The organism is Acetobacterium sp. KB-1, assembly GCF_003260995.1.
GTDB lineage: Bacteria > Bacillota > Clostridia > Eubacteriales > Eubacteriaceae > Acetobacterium > Acetobacterium carbinolicum.
In genome coordinates, this window is sequence record NZ_CP030040.1 from 402,353 (window position 1) to 417,779 (window position 15,427).

General features: G+C 39.6%; 25 protein-coding genes. 19 read left to right on the forward strand and 6 right to left on the reverse strand.

The genetic code is table 11. The features are described 5' to 3' along the window. Window positions 1-9 precede the first annotated feature (9 nt). Complete coding sequence (locus DOZ58_RS01840; protein WP_111886745.1) at window positions 10-144, forward strand: N-acetyltransferase; 135 nt, start codon at window positions 10-12, stop codon at window positions 142-144. A gap of 191 nt (window positions 145-335) precedes the next feature. Next, window positions 336-587: a hypothetical protein gene (locus tag DOZ58_RS01845; protein WP_111886746.1), complete on the forward strand. Its 252-nt coding sequence runs from the start codon at window positions 336-338 to the stop codon at window positions 585-587. Window positions 588-698: 111 nt separating this feature from the next. On the opposite strand, the gene DOZ58_RS01850 is transcribed toward DOZ58_RS01845, so the two are convergent. Together DOZ58_RS01850 and DOZ58_RS01855 are read right to left on the reverse strand one after the other, a co-directional pair. Next, entirely contained in the window at window positions 699-1,208 is a 510-nt protein-coding gene (locus tag DOZ58_RS01850) for a helix-turn-helix domain-containing protein (protein ID WP_111886747.1), read from the reverse strand. Between the two features lie 231 nt (window positions 1,209-1,439). After that, a complete protein-coding gene (locus DOZ58_RS01855; protein ID WP_111886748.1) occupies window positions 1,440-1,805 on the reverse strand; it encodes a carboxymuconolactone decarboxylase family protein in 366 nt (121 codons plus the stop codon). Between the two features lie 243 nt (window positions 1,806-2,048). Between DOZ58_RS01855 and DOZ58_RS01860 the strand changes: the two genes are divergently transcribed. The 3 genes from DOZ58_RS01860 to DOZ58_RS01870 all read left to right on the forward strand — a co-directional run bounded on the left by DOZ58_RS01860 (window position 2,049) and on the right by DOZ58_RS01870 (window position 5,095). Beyond that, window positions 2,049-2,393 (forward strand): DUF4145 domain-containing protein, encoded by a 345-nt coding sequence (locus DOZ58_RS01860; protein WP_111886749.1) that lies wholly within the window; start codon window positions 2,049-2,051, stop codon window positions 2,391-2,393. Between the two features lie 127 nt (window positions 2,394-2,520). Continuing rightward, the gene (locus tag DOZ58_RS01865; protein ID WP_111886750.1) at window positions 2,521-3,783 is read left to right on the forward strand and encodes a hypothetical protein; all 1,263 of its coding nucleotides are present in this window, start codon (window positions 2,521-2,523) and stop codon (window positions 3,781-3,783) included. Window positions 3,784-4,063: 280 nt separating this feature from the next. After that, window positions 4,064-5,095 carry a hypothetical protein gene (locus DOZ58_RS01870; protein ID WP_111886751.1) on the forward strand — a complete coding sequence of 344 codons (1,032 nt, stop codon included), beginning with the start codon at window positions 4,064-4,066 and terminating at the stop codon, window positions 5,093-5,095. 255 nt (window positions 5,096-5,350) lie between these two features. Here DOZ58_RS01870 and DOZ58_RS01875 read toward each other — a convergent pair whose 3' ends face one another. After that, window positions 5,351-5,725 carry a type II toxin-antitoxin system death-on-curing family toxin gene (locus DOZ58_RS01875; RefSeq protein ID WP_111886752.1) on the reverse strand — a complete coding sequence of 125 codons (375 nt, stop codon included), beginning with the start codon at window positions 5,723-5,725 and terminating at the stop codon, window positions 5,351-5,353. Then, window positions 5,722-5,964 (reverse strand): type II toxin-antitoxin system Phd/YefM family antitoxin, encoded by a 243-nt coding sequence (locus DOZ58_RS01880; RefSeq protein WP_111886753.1) that lies wholly within the window; start codon window positions 5,962-5,964, stop codon window positions 5,722-5,724. Before DOZ58_RS01880 ends, DOZ58_RS01875 begins: the two co-directional genes overlap by 4 nt. 303 nt (window positions 5,965-6,267) lie before the next feature. Here DOZ58_RS01880 and DOZ58_RS18430 point away from each other — a divergent pair, with 303 nt between their 5' ends. The 4 genes from DOZ58_RS18430 to DOZ58_RS18630 all read left to right on the forward strand — a co-directional run bounded on the left by DOZ58_RS18430 (window position 6,268) and on the right by DOZ58_RS18630 (window position 8,115). Next, a complete protein-coding gene (locus DOZ58_RS18430) occupies window positions 6,268-6,420 on the forward strand; it encodes a hypothetical protein (protein ID WP_162624380.1) in 153 nt (50 codons plus the stop codon). Window positions 6,421-6,580: 160 nt separating this feature from the next. Further along, entirely contained in the window at window positions 6,581-7,162 is a 582-nt protein-coding gene (locus DOZ58_RS18785; protein WP_242988572.1) for a serine hydrolase, read from the forward strand. Next, window positions 7,134-7,595, forward strand: a complete 462-nt coding sequence (locus DOZ58_RS18790; protein ID WP_242988573.1) for a hypothetical protein — start codon at window positions 7,134-7,136, stop codon at window positions 7,593-7,595. The genes DOZ58_RS18785 and DOZ58_RS18790 overlap by 29 nt, the downstream gene beginning before the upstream one ends. A gap of 301 nt (window positions 7,596-7,896) precedes the next feature. Beyond that, complete coding sequence (locus DOZ58_RS18630; protein ID WP_111886754.1) at window positions 7,897-8,115, forward strand: hypothetical protein; 219 nt, start codon at window positions 7,897-7,899, stop codon at window positions 8,113-8,115. Between the two features lie 318 nt (window positions 8,116-8,433). Here DOZ58_RS18630 and DOZ58_RS01900 read toward each other — a convergent pair. Beyond that, window positions 8,434-9,587 (reverse strand): IS3 family transposase gene (locus DOZ58_RS01900; RefSeq protein ID WP_256372196.1). Its coding sequence is split into 2 segments (ribosomal slippage): window positions 8,434-9,305 and window positions 9,305-9,587, totalling 1,155 coding nucleotides; the frame shifts between segments, so codons are not numbered across the junction. 220 nt (window positions 9,588-9,807) lie between these two features. Here DOZ58_RS01900 and DOZ58_RS01905 point away from each other — a divergent pair. The 4 genes from DOZ58_RS01905 (at window position 9,808) to DOZ58_RS01915 (ending at window position 11,299) form a co-directional block, all read left to right on the forward strand. Continuing rightward, window positions 9,808-10,278, forward strand: a complete 471-nt coding sequence (locus tag DOZ58_RS01905) for an abortive phage infection protein (protein ID WP_111886755.1) — start codon at window positions 9,808-9,810, stop codon at window positions 10,276-10,278. Between the two features lie 54 nt (window positions 10,279-10,332). Further along, window positions 10,333-10,479, forward strand: a complete 147-nt coding sequence (locus DOZ58_RS01910; protein ID WP_204355453.1) for a hypothetical protein — start codon at window positions 10,333-10,335, stop codon at window positions 10,477-10,479. Between the two features lie 41 nt (window positions 10,480-10,520). Further along, on the forward strand, window positions 10,521-10,682 hold the full coding sequence (locus DOZ58_RS18435) for a hypothetical protein (protein WP_162624381.1): 162 nt from the start codon (window positions 10,521-10,523) through the stop codon (window positions 10,680-10,682). A gap of 125 nt (window positions 10,683-10,807) precedes the next feature. After that, on the forward strand, window positions 10,808-11,299 hold the full coding sequence (locus DOZ58_RS01915; protein ID WP_111889655.1) for a GNAT family N-acetyltransferase: 492 nt from the start codon (window positions 10,808-10,810) through the stop codon (window positions 11,297-11,299). Window positions 11,300-11,355: 56 nt separating this feature from the next. On the opposite strand, the gene DOZ58_RS01920 is transcribed toward DOZ58_RS01915, so the two are convergent. Beyond that, window positions 11,356-11,766, reverse strand: coding sequence for a carboxymuconolactone decarboxylase family protein (locus DOZ58_RS01920; RefSeq protein ID WP_111886756.1), 411 nt, complete (start codon window positions 11,764-11,766; stop codon window positions 11,356-11,358). Window positions 11,767-11,850: 84 nt separating this feature from the next. On the opposite strand from DOZ58_RS01920, the gene DOZ58_RS01925 reads away from it, so the two are divergent. From DOZ58_RS01925 to DOZ58_RS01950, 6 genes are all read left to right on the forward strand, one after another. Continuing rightward, window positions 11,851-12,222, forward strand: coding sequence for a MerR family transcriptional regulator (locus tag DOZ58_RS01925; protein WP_111886757.1), 372 nt, complete (start codon window positions 11,851-11,853; stop codon window positions 12,220-12,222). 19 nt (window positions 12,223-12,241) lie between these two features. Further along, a complete protein-coding gene (locus tag DOZ58_RS01930) occupies window positions 12,242-12,601 on the forward strand; it encodes a VOC family protein (protein WP_111886758.1) in 360 nt (119 codons plus the stop codon). A gap of 208 nt (window positions 12,602-12,809) precedes the next feature. Next, window positions 12,810-13,199, forward strand: coding sequence for a hypothetical protein (locus tag DOZ58_RS01935; protein WP_111886759.1), 390 nt, complete (start codon window positions 12,810-12,812; stop codon window positions 13,197-13,199). Window positions 13,200-13,224: 25 nt separating this feature from the next. Further along, complete coding sequence (locus DOZ58_RS01940) at window positions 13,225-13,614, forward strand: hypothetical protein (protein WP_204355454.1); 390 nt, start codon at window positions 13,225-13,227, stop codon at window positions 13,612-13,614. An 18-nt stretch (window positions 13,615-13,632) separates the two neighbouring features. Further along, on the forward strand, window positions 13,633-14,217 hold the full coding sequence (locus DOZ58_RS01945) for an FRG domain-containing protein (protein ID WP_111886761.1): 585 nt from the start codon (window positions 13,633-13,635) through the stop codon (window positions 14,215-14,217). Window positions 14,218-14,274: 57 nt separating this feature from the next. Then, a protein-coding gene (locus DOZ58_RS01950; RefSeq protein WP_111886762.1) for an IS3 family transposase occupies window positions 14,275-15,401 on the forward strand; the annotation gives its coding sequence in 2 pieces (ribosomal slippage) (window positions 14,275-14,524 and window positions 14,524-15,401; 1,128 coding nt in all). Window positions 15,402-15,427 lie beyond the last annotated feature (26 nt).

The window sequence follows — 15,427 nt, forward strand, 5'->3', positions numbered from 1 at the left end:
AAGTACGCGATGTTAAAAAGGCTTCGTGAAGCCGGTCACACGACGGTTTCGCTCAGTGTGACACAAAACAATCCGGCAGTGGCTCTTTATAAAAAATGTGGCTTTGAGATCCTTTGTGTTCAGCAGGATGATTTTCTGATGTAGTTAAGACAATGAAAGCCAATAGTAACGAAGTAATGATTCGAAAATGCAATTCTTTAGTGCAATGATGCTAGGCGCACATAACTTATAACCAGCCTTGCTCTGAAACTGGCGGTCATATTTGGTCTATTTCTTCGAAGTCATCATTGTCTGAATTTCGATCTGGAAAAAATATCGTCTTAAAGGAGTTATCAATGTTTTCGAGAACGTGGCATGGGATTGTACCGATTAAAATGCGGGCGGCATTTGAACAGTATGAACGGGACATTGACCGGGAAACTAAAATCCATGTCGCCACGGTGCAAAGTCTCGTCAAACGAATTCTCTATAACGAAGCCGACATCATCCCGGCAGTGTCTGATTATGATTTGATTGTGAAGGACGGTGAAAATAGAAAGAGGGCAACCAAGCCGATAATGGCGAGGTTGCCCATACTTTCGAAGTAATCAAGATTAGCTTTAGCAAGAGCTAAAAGGCTCATATCAAGCGAATGCTCATAATCTCATTGACAAATTGGAATTTTGAAGTATGAACTGCATCCAAAAATCAGAGTCGTTTTATACTTTCTTTCGTGTCAAGAAAATTCCGACGATTGCCCCTATAAGGACAATTGGTGCTAATCTGACAAACAGCCATTCAAACGCGTGAAAAGCTACTCCGACAACGGCAGTTTCAGGGTCATTATAATCCCAACCTAAGTAAGGACTATTTAATACTATTAAAACAGCCAAAATCGTTACTAAGATCGCACACAATAAGATAAGTAGGCAGTGAAGTGTTTTTCTTCTCGCGGTCTTCCTTTGTGCAAGCTGTAAGTTTATAATCTCCAGTTTTTCGGAAATTACTTTCAAGTCATCAACCTTCGACTCAATAACAGTATCTCCAAGCAAAGTGCTTACGGGTGTTTCAAACACTTCCGATATGGAGATTAACATTTCAGAATCAGGAACTGACAATCCTTGCTCCCATTTTGAGATGGTTTGTCGCACCACATTCAGCTTGATAGCAAGTTCTTCTTGTGAAAGTCCTTTTGATTTTCTAATAGCTTTAATGTTTTCGTTTAACATAGCAAATACCTCCTTTGATTGCTACTTAATTATAATAGATATTTGCCCGTTGCGACAAGCAACGCAAATTAACAATGACTATTTTTCTGCTAAAGGGTATATAAATTTGCTCACCGAGCGTTCAAATTTCTCACTACCACTTCGCATATCCCGGGTGCCAGGCACACTTAACTTAGATCGGTAGGGAGCGTCGCCACCAGGTCTACTTCAGGCCCCAGTAGCTAGGTACGCTTAGCTCATGTCAGGAGCTTGTTGGTCATGGGCAAGTGCATCACGGGCGGGAAAGACCTTTTTGGCAACCGCAACCGCATTTAAAACTTTCGGAAATCCGGTGTAGGGGATGCACTGAATAAATGCTTCAATAATTTTATCTGGTAAAATCCCGACATTTAAGGCGCCATTGATATGTACGTCCAGCTGGGGTTCGCAGCCGCCAACGGTCAGCAGGCTGGTGATGGTGATTAGTTCCCGTTCCTCAAGGGTCAGCCCCGGTCGGGAGTAAATATCGCCAAAGGCGAATTCAATAATATAGTTGTCCAAGTCGGGGGCGATTGTTTTTAGCGTCTCGATTACTTTTTCGCCGCCAACTCCATCAATCCGGTTTTATACCGAGACCCTAATGGTTGAAGATTCAGTTGCTGGAGCACATGTAGCAATCAGTATCGGAAGAAAACCATCCTAGAATTAGCGATATAGCCCAAACCATTTTTTAAAACTCACAGGTGTTAATCCGGTGAGTTTAATTTTTTGCTCAAACACTTAAAAATCTTTCCCACCGCGCCATTAAATGATACAATAAATCCATTCGCACCGATTACACAGGCATTGAGGTAATGTAAGATGAAGTCAAACTACGCTTTTTTAAATGATCACTTTCCAGCCCTGGCCGGGATGGGCAGTCTGGCCGAGGACTATCTGTATACCGACGGTAATTCCTGCCTGATTAAGCTGGGTCTTTTTGGCGAAACGATGGTCAATCTGATGATGGCGCTGGATGGGGTGACCCCGCCAGAAGGGGAGAATACCCACGCCAACCGGATCAAAACGCTGAAACGGGAAGGCCTGATTCCGGCGGCCATTGATGACATTTTTTACGCCCTGCGCAAAGCCCGAAACCGAGCGGTTCATGAAGGCTACGACGGCTTTGACGACGCCAAAGCCCTCATCGACCAGATGAAACCATGAAAAAAACATCCTAGTCCAAGCCTTTCGCGGAGAACTGGGACGAATGAGGCGGGGGAAGAGAGTACGGTGGTGTTGTTGAAAGAAGTTATAGAAAGAAATATTCGATTTATTGGAAGAGGGTAATTTGATGCGAAAAGGACTTTTATTAGGTGCCGGTTTTTCTTATGATTTAGGGATGCCTCTAGTCAAAACTCTGACTAAAGATTTCTTCTCTTTTTTTAGTAAAAAACGGTTGAAAAGTTTTATAGATTTATGGTCTAAAAACGAACCTTATGGAGTAGATGATCCAATTGAACCTATGGCATTTCCAATTTTAGTAAGATTAGTTGAAAAATATAGGCGAGATCCTGAGTTAAACTATGAAGGATTTTTGAAAGAAATTGAAGAACTAATAAAAAATACTACTGATCGTGCGACTGCTAGATCCTATCAATATGCGTTAAGTAAATTTGAGGACGTATTGACAGAGATGTTCTACATATATCATGAACATAATTTTCATATTTACGAAAATTGCAAGCAGTTTTACAAAGAGTTTGATAAATTTATCGGGGATGAACCTCTGTGGATTATGACACTAAATCACGATCTACTTATTGAATTTTTATGTCTGGATTCTGGTATTCCAATCAAATTTGGAGCAGTTTCAAGCACGGATTTTCCAATTTTCAATGATGATTTTGTAAATCTTGTGGAATTTGGTGTTAATGATCGTGCTAATCTCAAATTAGACAGTATGGATTATTTGAAATTTGGTAAAGGGGCAAATATTTTAAAATTACATGGTGCGCTGAATGAATACACTTATGACGGTAATAAAAAAACTGCTTATGTAAACGTAAATGAAACGGATAAACCAATGGACTATTTAAAAAGAGTTTCAAAAGTTATGCATAAAATGGAGTACAAAATCAATGGGAATTCAATGAGGTTTGGAAAAGATATAGCTGTAAGTGATATGAATGGTGAAATGCAATTTTTAAGTCACACAATTAAAACAGGTGGAAATAAGTTCAGTAAAACGATAAATCCCAAATCAAGGGAAGAAAAGATGGTTTTATTTGAACAAATATTGGATATGTTAGATGAAATAACAATTGTTGGGTATAGTTTTTGTGACTACCATATCGATACGCGTTTATATAATGCAATGTTAAAGAATGAAAATTTAAAAGTATGGATCATTGACCCTTTAAGTGGGAAAAATGAGTTATTTGTTCCTTTTGATTATAGTCTTAGAGTGAGAGGGATGCAATGCTGTACGCCAGAATGGCTTAATTATTTTACAAACAAAAATTGGGATATTGAAAACATGAAAATTCTAAATTTGTATCGTAATCAAAGAAGTAAAAATGATGAAAAATTAAGAAATGAATTTTTCAAGCGGTGATTGGATCGAACCGATGGCGTAAGGAGCTCTCAAGGACTGACATTGTGTCAATCAGAACCAGAGCCGTTTTTGAAATGCAGTTGCTACTGGTTCCAGGTACATCTAACTTACATCGAATGACTTAAAAGTAAGATTTTACCCATTCGAACATTGGTCGAAGATTGAACAAATGCTGGAAAACGAAAAATGTTTTATTTTGAAGTGAAAGAAATAAGTCGACGGAACTGTTTTTTTTTCGCGGAGACTGATCCAACTAAACTTGAAAAAGGGAAGGAAAACCATGTATACATTCGACATATCTATTCCACTTACTTTAGAACAAAAGAATTATTATAAAGAAAATGTCAACTTTGACAAGACAATCCTTGAATTTGAACACAAAGGGGTTATCGATGATACACCATATAGATTATATAACGAAAATGAAAAATATGGTCTGTCATTCTATCAAATGAAAGCGGTTGATCAAAATGAATGTGCTCAAAAATTAGCTGTACTTGTAGATAAAGTGCTAAAAGTAGCTTCATTCATCATTCAAAAAAATTTTAAAAATCAACATTCGACTCATTTAAGACTCATATATAATCCAACTGAAATAAGTTACACCGAAATACCCATCATTGAGAAATATGATGAAGAAAAAAGTCCAGACCAATTTCTAATAAACAGCACCATAAAAATTCAACATTTTGTCACCATAAAAACAATTCAAAAAATTGACCTAGAACCGCTCGATAAAGTAATTCTTAAATCCAAAGATTCAAATTTTTGTTTTATATTGGATTGTTATTACAGAGCTTTAGCTGCCACAGACTACAAAACAAAATACTATAATGCTTTTGCACCAATTGAATTAATTGAAGAACAGTATAAAAATAAAACATCTAAAAACACCTCCAAAATTTTGACTCTCCAAGAGATTGAAAATATAAAAGAAAAAATAAGTCCCTTTTTTATTGATAGCGAAAAGCAGCAAGTATCTGCAAAAGATGACTCAACTAGACATGAAAAAAATTTGAAATTCAATATTTACAATAGTATTAGTACAAGCTTAAACACCACCTCAGAAAGCCGTGCTTATAAACTTCAAAAACTATTAACTGAGTATTTTGAAATAACTGATGTAAAGAGCGGGATATTACAATACAACATTGATTCAAAAAAAATGAAAGATTTTATTAAAAGACGAAATCAGCTCTTTCATGCGAGAGAAATGAAACCTGAACAGGAAGAATCACATCAAAATCTTTGTCTAGAATTAATCATTTTGATTGAAGCTATTTTGAATTCGATGCTTAAATTAAATTGTTAAGCATCACGGCTTCGGTGCAGGCGCAGCTTAACTAATGCCCTTAAGATAATGAGTGAGATTTGCGAACAGAATTAACATTAGCTCCAGTGTCCAGCTACATGCAACTAGAGAGTCGGGAATTGTTGAGTTTTTAACTGAGCCACAATGCCAGGGACACTTAACTTATTATCCAACTCGGTAAATTGCCAGAAAGCGGTCTGCTTTGGGCGGCTCATTTGCCAGCCCCACCAAAAAGAGATTTAACTGGTTGTGGTGTCAGACATGATCAATAATCCAGTCAAGCAGTTGCCGATCATCTATTTGACCAGCCGCCAGCCTGAGACCTAACTGGATCAGTTCATCATCCGTACAATCAGGCATAAAGCCGTTCATCTCCAGAAATGTTAGCATAACCAGAATACCGATCCGTTTATTGCCATCTAAAAACGCATGGTTTTTGATCAGTGAAAAGCCCAAACGAGCGGCTTTGGCTGGAACCGTTTGGTACAGATCTTCACCCGCAAAGCTTTGAAAGGGCGCATTTAGAGCAGAATCCAGCAGCCCTTCATCCCGGAGACCATCACTGCCGCCAGTTTCGTTAATCAGCATGGTGTGAAGTCGCAACACCTGCTGAAGGGATAACCGTTTCATTTGGCCAATTCCTCAAAGGCGGCTTGATGTTTTTTAAGAATCCGTTTGGCAATGGCGTCAACTGCGTCATCGTCAAGTGCGGCTTCTTCCTGAAACTGGCTGAACTCAATCAGGACATAGCGGGGGGTATTGTTTTTTAAAATGATGGCAGCGCCGTTTTCATCAACAAGCCGGGCAACCTTCGAAAAATTCTGGTTGGCTTCGGTAATGGAAACTAAATTTTCGGTATTGATTTGCATCACTAGCACCTCCTAGTCTTTATACCATTGTACTATAATTATAGGATAAATAAAACCTAAATATAAATCCATTAAGGTAAAAAACTAAGGTTCAGGGAAAGAAGGTTTATCATGAATAAAACAGCTCCAAAACTCCCCGGCACAGGGTACACAAAGGGTCGGAGGTTTTGTGCACTATTTATACAGCCGATTCAGTGTAAGTAAGAGTAACCCCAAGCTAGTGTTCCTGAGCTATGACGTTTTAAATAGGTGTTGCGAATCTCATCGGGTAAGGTATGGGGAGCGCAAGGAGACGAAAGTTCTGTGAGCCAAGCCAAAATGCTGATGGAATTGACCGATTGTCTTAACTTTTGGGGGGCGATTCTTCCCTGCTTTTTTCTTGATCAGAGTCCGGGTGTAACGAACACTATTGGAATTCGCTTCTGCTTGCAGGCGATGTCCCGGAACCGGTTTTGATCGATTGTATCCAACTGGTTTATCAGACCGTGTTGATGAAACTAACGAAAAAGAAACGGCGGGAAATTATGGAAAGCAGTCCCGTTGCCAGGACACACTTAATCAAAGATCGACCGGTTGGTTTTAAGCTACCCGATAATAAATTTAGAGGACATCAACGATGGATATTAATTTAAATGAGTACTTTAAAAAACAAAATAAATTTAGTGGAAATGTCTTGTTATCAAAAAATAATGAAATTATATTTAATGAATCATATGGATATTCAAATAAGGAAAAAGGAATAAAAAATACACTTCAAACAAAATTTATGATTGGCTCGATGACAAAGGTAATAACTGCATTATGTATTATGCAGTTATCAGAAAAAGGGATGCTTTCAACACAACAGCATATTGACGATTATCTTCCAGACGTTTACCAGGGTCATGGTATTACCATTCATCATCTGCTAACTCATACTTCTGGGATACCGAACTACGTGATGTTAAGAAAACAAATAAAATGGGGAGAACATCATACCCCCCAAGAAATACTACAAATTGTCAAAGGTTATAAATTGAAATTCCCTGTTGGTGAAAAATGGTCGTACAGTAATACGAATTATCTTATTCTTGGTTTGATCATTGAAATGGTTTCAGGAATGAATTATCACCAATATGTTAAAAATTATCTATTTATTCCTGCTAAAATGAATCATTCAGGATTTATTGATGAAGAACAAAAAAAATGTAGCCAATAATTATATTAACGGTGAAAAAGGGTTCTATATGGACCCATCAATGTTCTTTGCTTGTGGTGATATTGTCACAACTGTTGGTGATTTTTATTTGCTTGATCGAGCAATTCAGGATGGTAAACTATTGAAAACGCAAACAGTAAAGGAAATGCAAAAGCCTCACCATGATGGCAAATATGTAAAATGTGGATATGGATTGTTTGTAAAAAAACATTTTGATTGTAAAAGTATCTGCCATGGTGGGTCAATGCCAAATGGTTACACGTCTCATTTTGAGAAATACATTGATGACACTATTACCATTGTTGTTTTAAGCAATGATTTAGTCAAATACCAATTCTTATCAATGAGCGGGGCTGGTGGTACCTATATCAGTAGAGAGATGGCTTCATTAATTTATGGAAAAAAGTTAGGTGCTTTGAAGAAGGTATTCTAAAAGAAATTCTTAATAGAGGTAGTTACTCACATCTTTTAGAAAATGCGAGAGACCCCAGTAGCCAGAGAAACTGGGTGCACAAGGGGTTGGAGGTTTTGTGCACTTTCTGGCATGGCGACAGCAGCCTTGCATATAGTGGGTGCATCCCATCGGGTAAGGTAGACCAACCGCCCGTAGTTAGCCTTGGAGCATTCGTGACACGCCTTATTTTGCCCGGATTGATTTTTGTTTTAGTGAGGGAGAGCAAACCGAACCAATCTATATTGGTCACCATTCACTGAAAAAAGAAAACGCCTATAAAATGCTCATCCATGACTGGCGATCACCGGTTACCAGCGTTTTCTACCGCTTTTCCCCGGGGGATGCCGTGGTTTCGGTCAAGTCGGAGGGATGGCTTAATGTTTCTTTCACGCTATGTTTAAGATATAATCATAGCGTGAAAGAAAAAGGTGGAAGCATGAATTATCAAAATAAACTGGAAGCGTTGATTGTCGCAAAAGATGGGTTGGTTCTCACTTAAGATGTGGAAAATGAGAACATTCCCCTAACCTATTTATACAAATTGGTCAATTCAGGTCGGCTTAAAGCCCTGCGTTATAATGTACACGCTTGTCAAGACACGAAATTAGAAATTTTTAGATAAATCTCCTTTCGCGTTTTGATTAGGCAGCCAATGCCATATTTATAATGTACACGCTTGTCAAGACACGAAATTAGAAATTTTTAGATAAATCTCCTTTCGCGTTTTGATTAGGCAGCCAATGCCATATTTATAATGTACACGCTTGTCAAGACACGAAATTAGAAATTTTTAGATAAATCTCCTTTCGCGTTTTGATTAGGCAGCCAATGCCATATTTTCATAGAATACAGCTGCCGGTGTTTTGTAATTGAATCGCTGGTGACCTCGCTCATTGTTATATTTAGCGATGTATTCCTTTGTCATGGCTCTCACTTCAGTGACGGTTTCCGGGTACAGCAAATACAGGCGTTCCCATTTATATGATCGAAAAAACCGTTCAATGGCAATATTGTCGGTAGCACGGCCTTTACCGTCCATGCTGATTTTTGTCGTTTTAAAGCTTTTAATCAGGTCAATATAGGCATTTGACGTAAACTGACTGCCCTGGTCACTGTTAATGATCTCAGGTGCACCATAGGTTTGAATGGCGGTTTTTATAACACGGGTGACCATGTCGGTTTGCAAGGTGTTGCTGATGGTGTATCCCACAATATAACGGGAATACCAGTCAATAATAGCGGTTAAATACACAAATCCATTTGGGGTTCCTATATAAGTAATGTCAATGGACCACACCTGATTCGGTTGGTTAATTTCAAGATTTCTCAGCAGGTAGGGATAAGTTTTGGCTGCTTTGGCTCGCTTACTCAGATTGGGGCCGGGATAGAAACAAACAATATCCATTTCCATCATATAACGCCTGACAAGACGCCTGCCTACTTGATGAAAGCCCAGTTTATGCAATTCATTCCTGATTCGTCTGACGCCATAGGCTGGCTCCTCAAAATGAATACGATCAATGGCGTTTTTGATATTGATTTCATCTTTGGATGGCGCAACATCTATGGGTTCATGATAAGCTGTTGATCGCGATAGCGTCAGAAGTTGGCACTGTTTTTTTATGGTTAAGAAAGGGTGCTTCCAATCAATTAACGTTCTTTTTTCTTCATTTGAGAGATTTGGATTTGTTTTTTTTTAAGCCAATCGACATCCAATGTTAATTCGCCTATTTTCTTTACGAGCAGCTCCTTTTCATCTTCATGCTCTTGTTTGAGTTTGTCAACATCTTCATTTTTCTTATTGAAGACGGCGGACATATTGGCGATAAATTCGGTTTTCCAGCGGCTTAATAATTGCTGAGATACATCATACTTCTTAGAGATCTCGGCTAACGTATTTTCTTCTCTGAGGATTTCCAGCACGATGGCTGCTTTTTCCTCTGGGGTCCAGGTTCGTCGTTTTCTACTCATGTGTATAGTTTATCTTATTTTCTGGATTTTGTGTCCAACTATTTGTGGACATTATATCTGGGGTCCAGGTTCGTCGTTTTCTACTCATGTGTATAGTTTATCTTATTTTCTGGATTTTGTGTCCAACTATTTGTGGACATTATATCTGGGGTCCAGGTTCGTCGTTTTCTACTCATGTGTATAGTTTATCTTATTTTCTGGATTTTGTGTCCAACTATTTGTGGACATTATACGTCGAGGTGTCTATATCAGCGAGGATGCTTGGGATGATGTCTATTACTGGAAACAGGCCATCAACCAAAAAATGATTTATTCCCATGAAACGGCCTTGGTTTTTTTAGAACTGACAGATCGGGATCCCCTTGAGGTCACCGTAACAGTTCCCTTTGGTTATAATAGCAGCCACTTACGCAAAGAAAATCTCCGTGTTTTTAGCGTCAAGAAAGAATGGTACGAAATTGGAATTACCCAGGTTAAAACAAATTTTGGCCGGGGCATTCGCTGTTATAATCAGGAACGGACCATTTGCGATCTCTTAAGTCCCCGCTACCAGACCGATCTGGGGCTGATTGCTGAAGCCGTTAAACGCTATTTCAGAAAAAAAGACAAAAATGTTACGCTACTGCTTAACTATGCCAATATCTTTGGCGTAGAAAAGCGGATTAAAGCATATATGGAGGTGTTAATGTGAAAATGGCCACCCAGGTAAAAGACAAGATTAAAAATCTGGCCTAAGAGAAAAACTATGAATAAACAACATTGGAATTGGATTCGGCTTGCCGGCGATGTTCCGGAACTGGTTTTGATTGACTGCATCCAACTGGCATATCAGACCGTTTTTATGAAACTGACAAAAAAGAAACAGCGGGAAATTGCGGAAAATCGGCGTTAGTACCCCAGCGTTAGGTTCACTTAATTTAAAGGAGAAACGATATGGAAAATGAGAATCGCCCAGTTATTGTCTTTTTTTCAAAAGACGGAAATACCAGAAGCGGTGCAAAGCGCTTAAATGAGCGTCTTGGTGGTAAGATCATTGAACTGCGGGAACAGAAAAACGGGAATGTTTTGCAGGCATTGGTTTTATCCAAAAGGTGATTTGATTTTTTTCAGCACGCCCTCAAGAAATTTAAATGACAATCGTGTGCGATTACAAGAAGGTTAAGCACATGCCCAGTGTTCAATCCAAACCAGATCGACAAAAGGATAATGAGGAGCAAAAAATGAAGATTAGACATACGCAAATTGAAGATATCCCGGGGATTGAAGAAATTTACAGCCATGCCCGCACCATGATGGCCGCGATGGGCAATCCCCATCAATGGGTTGATGGTTATCCCCAACCAAGCCTGATTGAAGATGACATCAAAAAGCAGATCAGTTATGTCTGTGAAGTTGACGGTCGGATCGAGGCGGTGTTTGTGCTGCTACGGGAAGGCGATCCTGACTATAACCGGATTTTTGACGGACAGTGGCGAAATGATGACCCGTACGTTGCCATCCATCGGGTGGCCAGTGCCGGCAATGTGGCCGGACTAACCAGGGCGATTTTTGACTGGTGCGAAAAAATCTGTACCAATATCCGGATTGATACCCATCGGGACAATCGGATCATGCAACGTGTCCTCACTAAAAATGGTTTTACTTATTGCGGTCTGATTTATCTCAAGAGTGGGGCTGAACGGCTGGCCTATCAGCGTGTCGGCAAGAAGTGAGACCTGGTCGGGAGCGTCGCCACCAGGCCTACTTCAGGCACCAAGGCCAGGAACGCTTAACGCTTGCCAGGAGCCGGCTGGTCATGGGGGAGTGCGTCACGGTTGGCAAAGACTTTTTTGGCAACTGCAACGGCGTTTAAAACTTTCGGAAATCCGGTGTAGGGGATACATTGAATAAAAGCTTCAATAATTTTCTCTGGTAGAATCCCGACATTTAAGGCACCATTAATATGTACGTCCAGCTGAGGTTCACAGCCGCCAGCGGTCAGCAGGCTGGTGATGGTGATCAGTTCCCGTTCCGCAAGGGTCAGCTCCGGCCGGGGGTAGATATCGCCAAAGGCGAATTCGATAATGTAATTGCCCAGGTCGGGCGCGATTGTTTTAAGTGATTCGATCACTTTTTCGCCGCCAACTCCATCAATTTTTCTTAACTGCTCGATGCCAATTTGATAACGTGTTTGATCCATTGTAATTACCTCCAAAATTCTTTATACTATCAGTATAGTGCTTAGACTATGCTCTAAGTCAACCCTCTTTTTGAAAGGCTTTATATGATTATCAGCGAAATGGCCCAACTGACCAAGATCAGTGAATATACCCTGCGATATTATGAAAAGAAGGAATTGATTACCGTTTCCCGTGATGCCCGGGGTCGACGCAATTATGATGAAAACGATATTGAATGGATTCGTTTCATAAAACGACTAAAAGAGACCGGGATGCCGCTGCGAGAGATCAAAAAATATTCCGATTTGAGAGCCGAAGGCGATCAGACCATCCCCGAACGACTGGCGATGCTTGAAGCCCACCGCTTATTCGTTGTTGCGGAACAGCAAAAATGGGCTCAAAATCTTTGTAACCTTGATGCAAAAATAGAGTATTATGCTACAATACCGTTAACTACTGATAAAACAAAATTTTAGATTTAAAAAGGAGAAAGTTATGAAGTTTTCATGGGTAACAGTCACCGTCAAAGATATGGATGAATCGATCCGGTTTTATACCGATATTGTGGGATTGACGGTGGACAGCCGCAGGCTGGCCGGGCCAGATCTTGAACTGGCTTTTTTAGGGGATGGCGAAACCAAGCTGGAACTGATTTACAATAAGACCATCCCGGCGACGAGCATTGACGCCAACATTTCACTGGGATTTGAAGTCGTCTCACTGGAGCAAACGATGGCAGAATTAGAAGAAAAAGGTATCCAGCACAGCGTTCCGTTTCAGCCCGCACCGCAGATCAGGTACCTCTTTATCAGCGACCCCAATGGGCTTAAGATTCAGCTGCTGGAGCACCTGTAAAATACCTCAAAAGAAGCAGATGATGAAGCAATTTGAAAAAAACCAAAATAACTGTGTCCATCCATTCATAGAAAATATCAACACCGTTAATAGGCTGTATAATCAACCGATGGAGCTTATTTTTGATCAAGAGAACATATATCTGATTCCAGCATAAAATTGCAACAAGCTTATATTTCGATAAGATAAAGAAGGAGGCCACTCAGTCATGATTAAATCAACTTTCAAAGGTACGATCATTTCAATCCAACCCCGTATCCGTCTAACGAGGTCCTTCGATGAAGCCTCTCATACCTACCTCGGCTACGCCATTAAGTTAGAAGGGGAACTCGATGGCGTGGAAACGACTTTTTCCATCGGTATCGGCAAAGCCGCCCATACCAAACATCAATTCAAAATCAATGACATCATCTCAGGTGAATGCGTCCCAGTTCCTGATCCTGATATGGAACCGGTTGACTATTATAAAGTCTCAAAGCTTAGTGTTATCGCTAAAGGATCTCAGGTGAATGCGTCCCAGTTCCTGATCCTGATATGGAACCGGTTGACTATTATAAAGTCTCAAAGCTTAGTGTTATCGCTAAAGGATCTCAGGTGAATGCGTCCCAGTTCCTGATCCTGATATGGAACCGGTTGACTATTATAAAGTCTCAAAGCTTAGTGTTATCGCTAAAGGCGAACCGGGCAGTACATCGTCGCCCTGGGAACTGGTGCCACCGTTGCTGGAAGTTTACAGAGAAAGAGGACACCGCAGACTGGCGGCAAGAACCTATGATACGAAGTGTCGCAGTTGTATGTGGGGGTGTAGAATGCCAGTTGAGATCATTGTTGATAATTGGAATTCAAGAGGGCGGAGAAAGTATCGGTTTGAGACGTTCTGCTATGGTCCTTTAAGTTGCAAGCTGTATAAGCCTGGACCTAACCGTAAGGTGGAAGGTCGGAATGGTATGGTGTACGTTGAGGAAGATTGGGTAGACCAGATGGCCGTAGAGCATCGCGGAGAAGATGAGTAGGTAGGTGATGAAAATAAGATGACAAATCAACTGATAATAAATTCTCTAAGTGCGTACATTGATGAAATAGAAAAGTTTCCATCCTCTGAATTTTTATATAGGGGAGAGGCTAAAGAATATCGAGAACGAACTTCATCGGCATTACGCCAGTATAAAGGTACATTTTATGATACGAAGGAGTATCCATTTAGCATAATGCTAGATGACTTTTATAGAGAGGTAACACCGGTTTTATCGAACGTCGAACATGAAAACTTTATTGCATTTGCTCAGCATTATGGCATACCAACCCCTTTAATTGATGTAACAAAATCTCCATTAGTAGCGCTCTATTTTGCATGCCAAAATGAAACTGAAGAAAATGGTTATGTATATCTATTTGAAGATAATTATATAGACATTACGAAAATAATTCAGAAATATCCAAACCAGAATGTACTTGAAGAACTATTTGTTAATAATGAAAAGGACTTTTTGAGTTTGCTTCCAGTACTTGAAAAATACTATAAAACCAATAAAACTGACTTCGATACAAATCTATCTAACCTTCTGAAAGATTATCATCATTACTTTAGTGAAACTATTTGGATAGGCTATACTTAACTGGACAGATTTACTAAGGTCATATAAACTAAATCCATAAAATGAAGGAGAACCAATATGACCAGAAGAGAACGCCGAATTTTTACAGATGAATTTAAAAATCAGGTCGTCCAATTATATTTAAACGGAAAACCCAGACATGAAATTATTAAGGAGTATGAATTGTCAGCTTCAGCCTTTGATCGTTGGGTGAAACAGCATCAAAACTCCGGATCATTTAAAGAAAAAGACAACCGCAGTGATGAAGAAAACGAGTTAATCAAATTGCGCAAAGAAGTCCAACAATTAAAAATGGAAAACGACATCCTAAAGCAAGCAGCGCTGATCATAGGACGAAAGTAGAAGTCATCCAAGCGAATCAAGACAGATACTCGGTATCAGCAATGTGTAAAGTCCTAAAAATAACACRAAGCACCTATTATTATGAGTCTAAAACCCGAAAATCAGAAGATGAAAAAAAACTGAAACAGGATATTACCGACATTTTCAAGGCTAGCAGGCGTAATTATGGCACGCGTAAAATCAAAAAAGAACTGGAAAAGAAAAAACAGATTGTATCACGCCGACGGATTGGCCGAATAATGAAAGAACTGGGCCTGGTATCGACCTATACAATCGCTCAATTCAAAGTTCATAAAACACCGGTAAACAATGATAAAATCCAAAACGAAGTTAATCGCCAGTTTGATGACAGAGAGCAGCTGGAAGTAGTTGTCAGTGATCTTACCTATGTTCGTGTTGCCGGAAAATGGAATTATGTATGTATTCTTCTGGATTTATACAATCGCGAAATTATTGGTTACAGCGCAGGCGCGCAAAAAGATGCCATGCTTGTTTATCAGGCTTTTGCAACGGTCAAATACAGACTGGATAAGATATCAATCTTCCATACGGATCGTGGAAATGAATTTAAAAACAATATTATTGATGGGATCATCGATACGTTTAATATCAGACGTTCATTGAGTCAAAAAGGTTGTCCGTATGACAATGCCGTTGCTGAAGCTACCTTTAAAGTTTTTAAAACTGAATTTGTGTATCCGAATACGTTTGACTCCCTGGAACAGCTAAAACTGGAATTGTTTGATTATATTCATTGGTATAATCACATCCGAATTCATTCGTCTCTTGATTATATGACGCCGATTGAATTCAAAACAGCAGACCTTAAAAAAGTTGTCTGAAAAAGTGTTGACAATCCAATTGATGT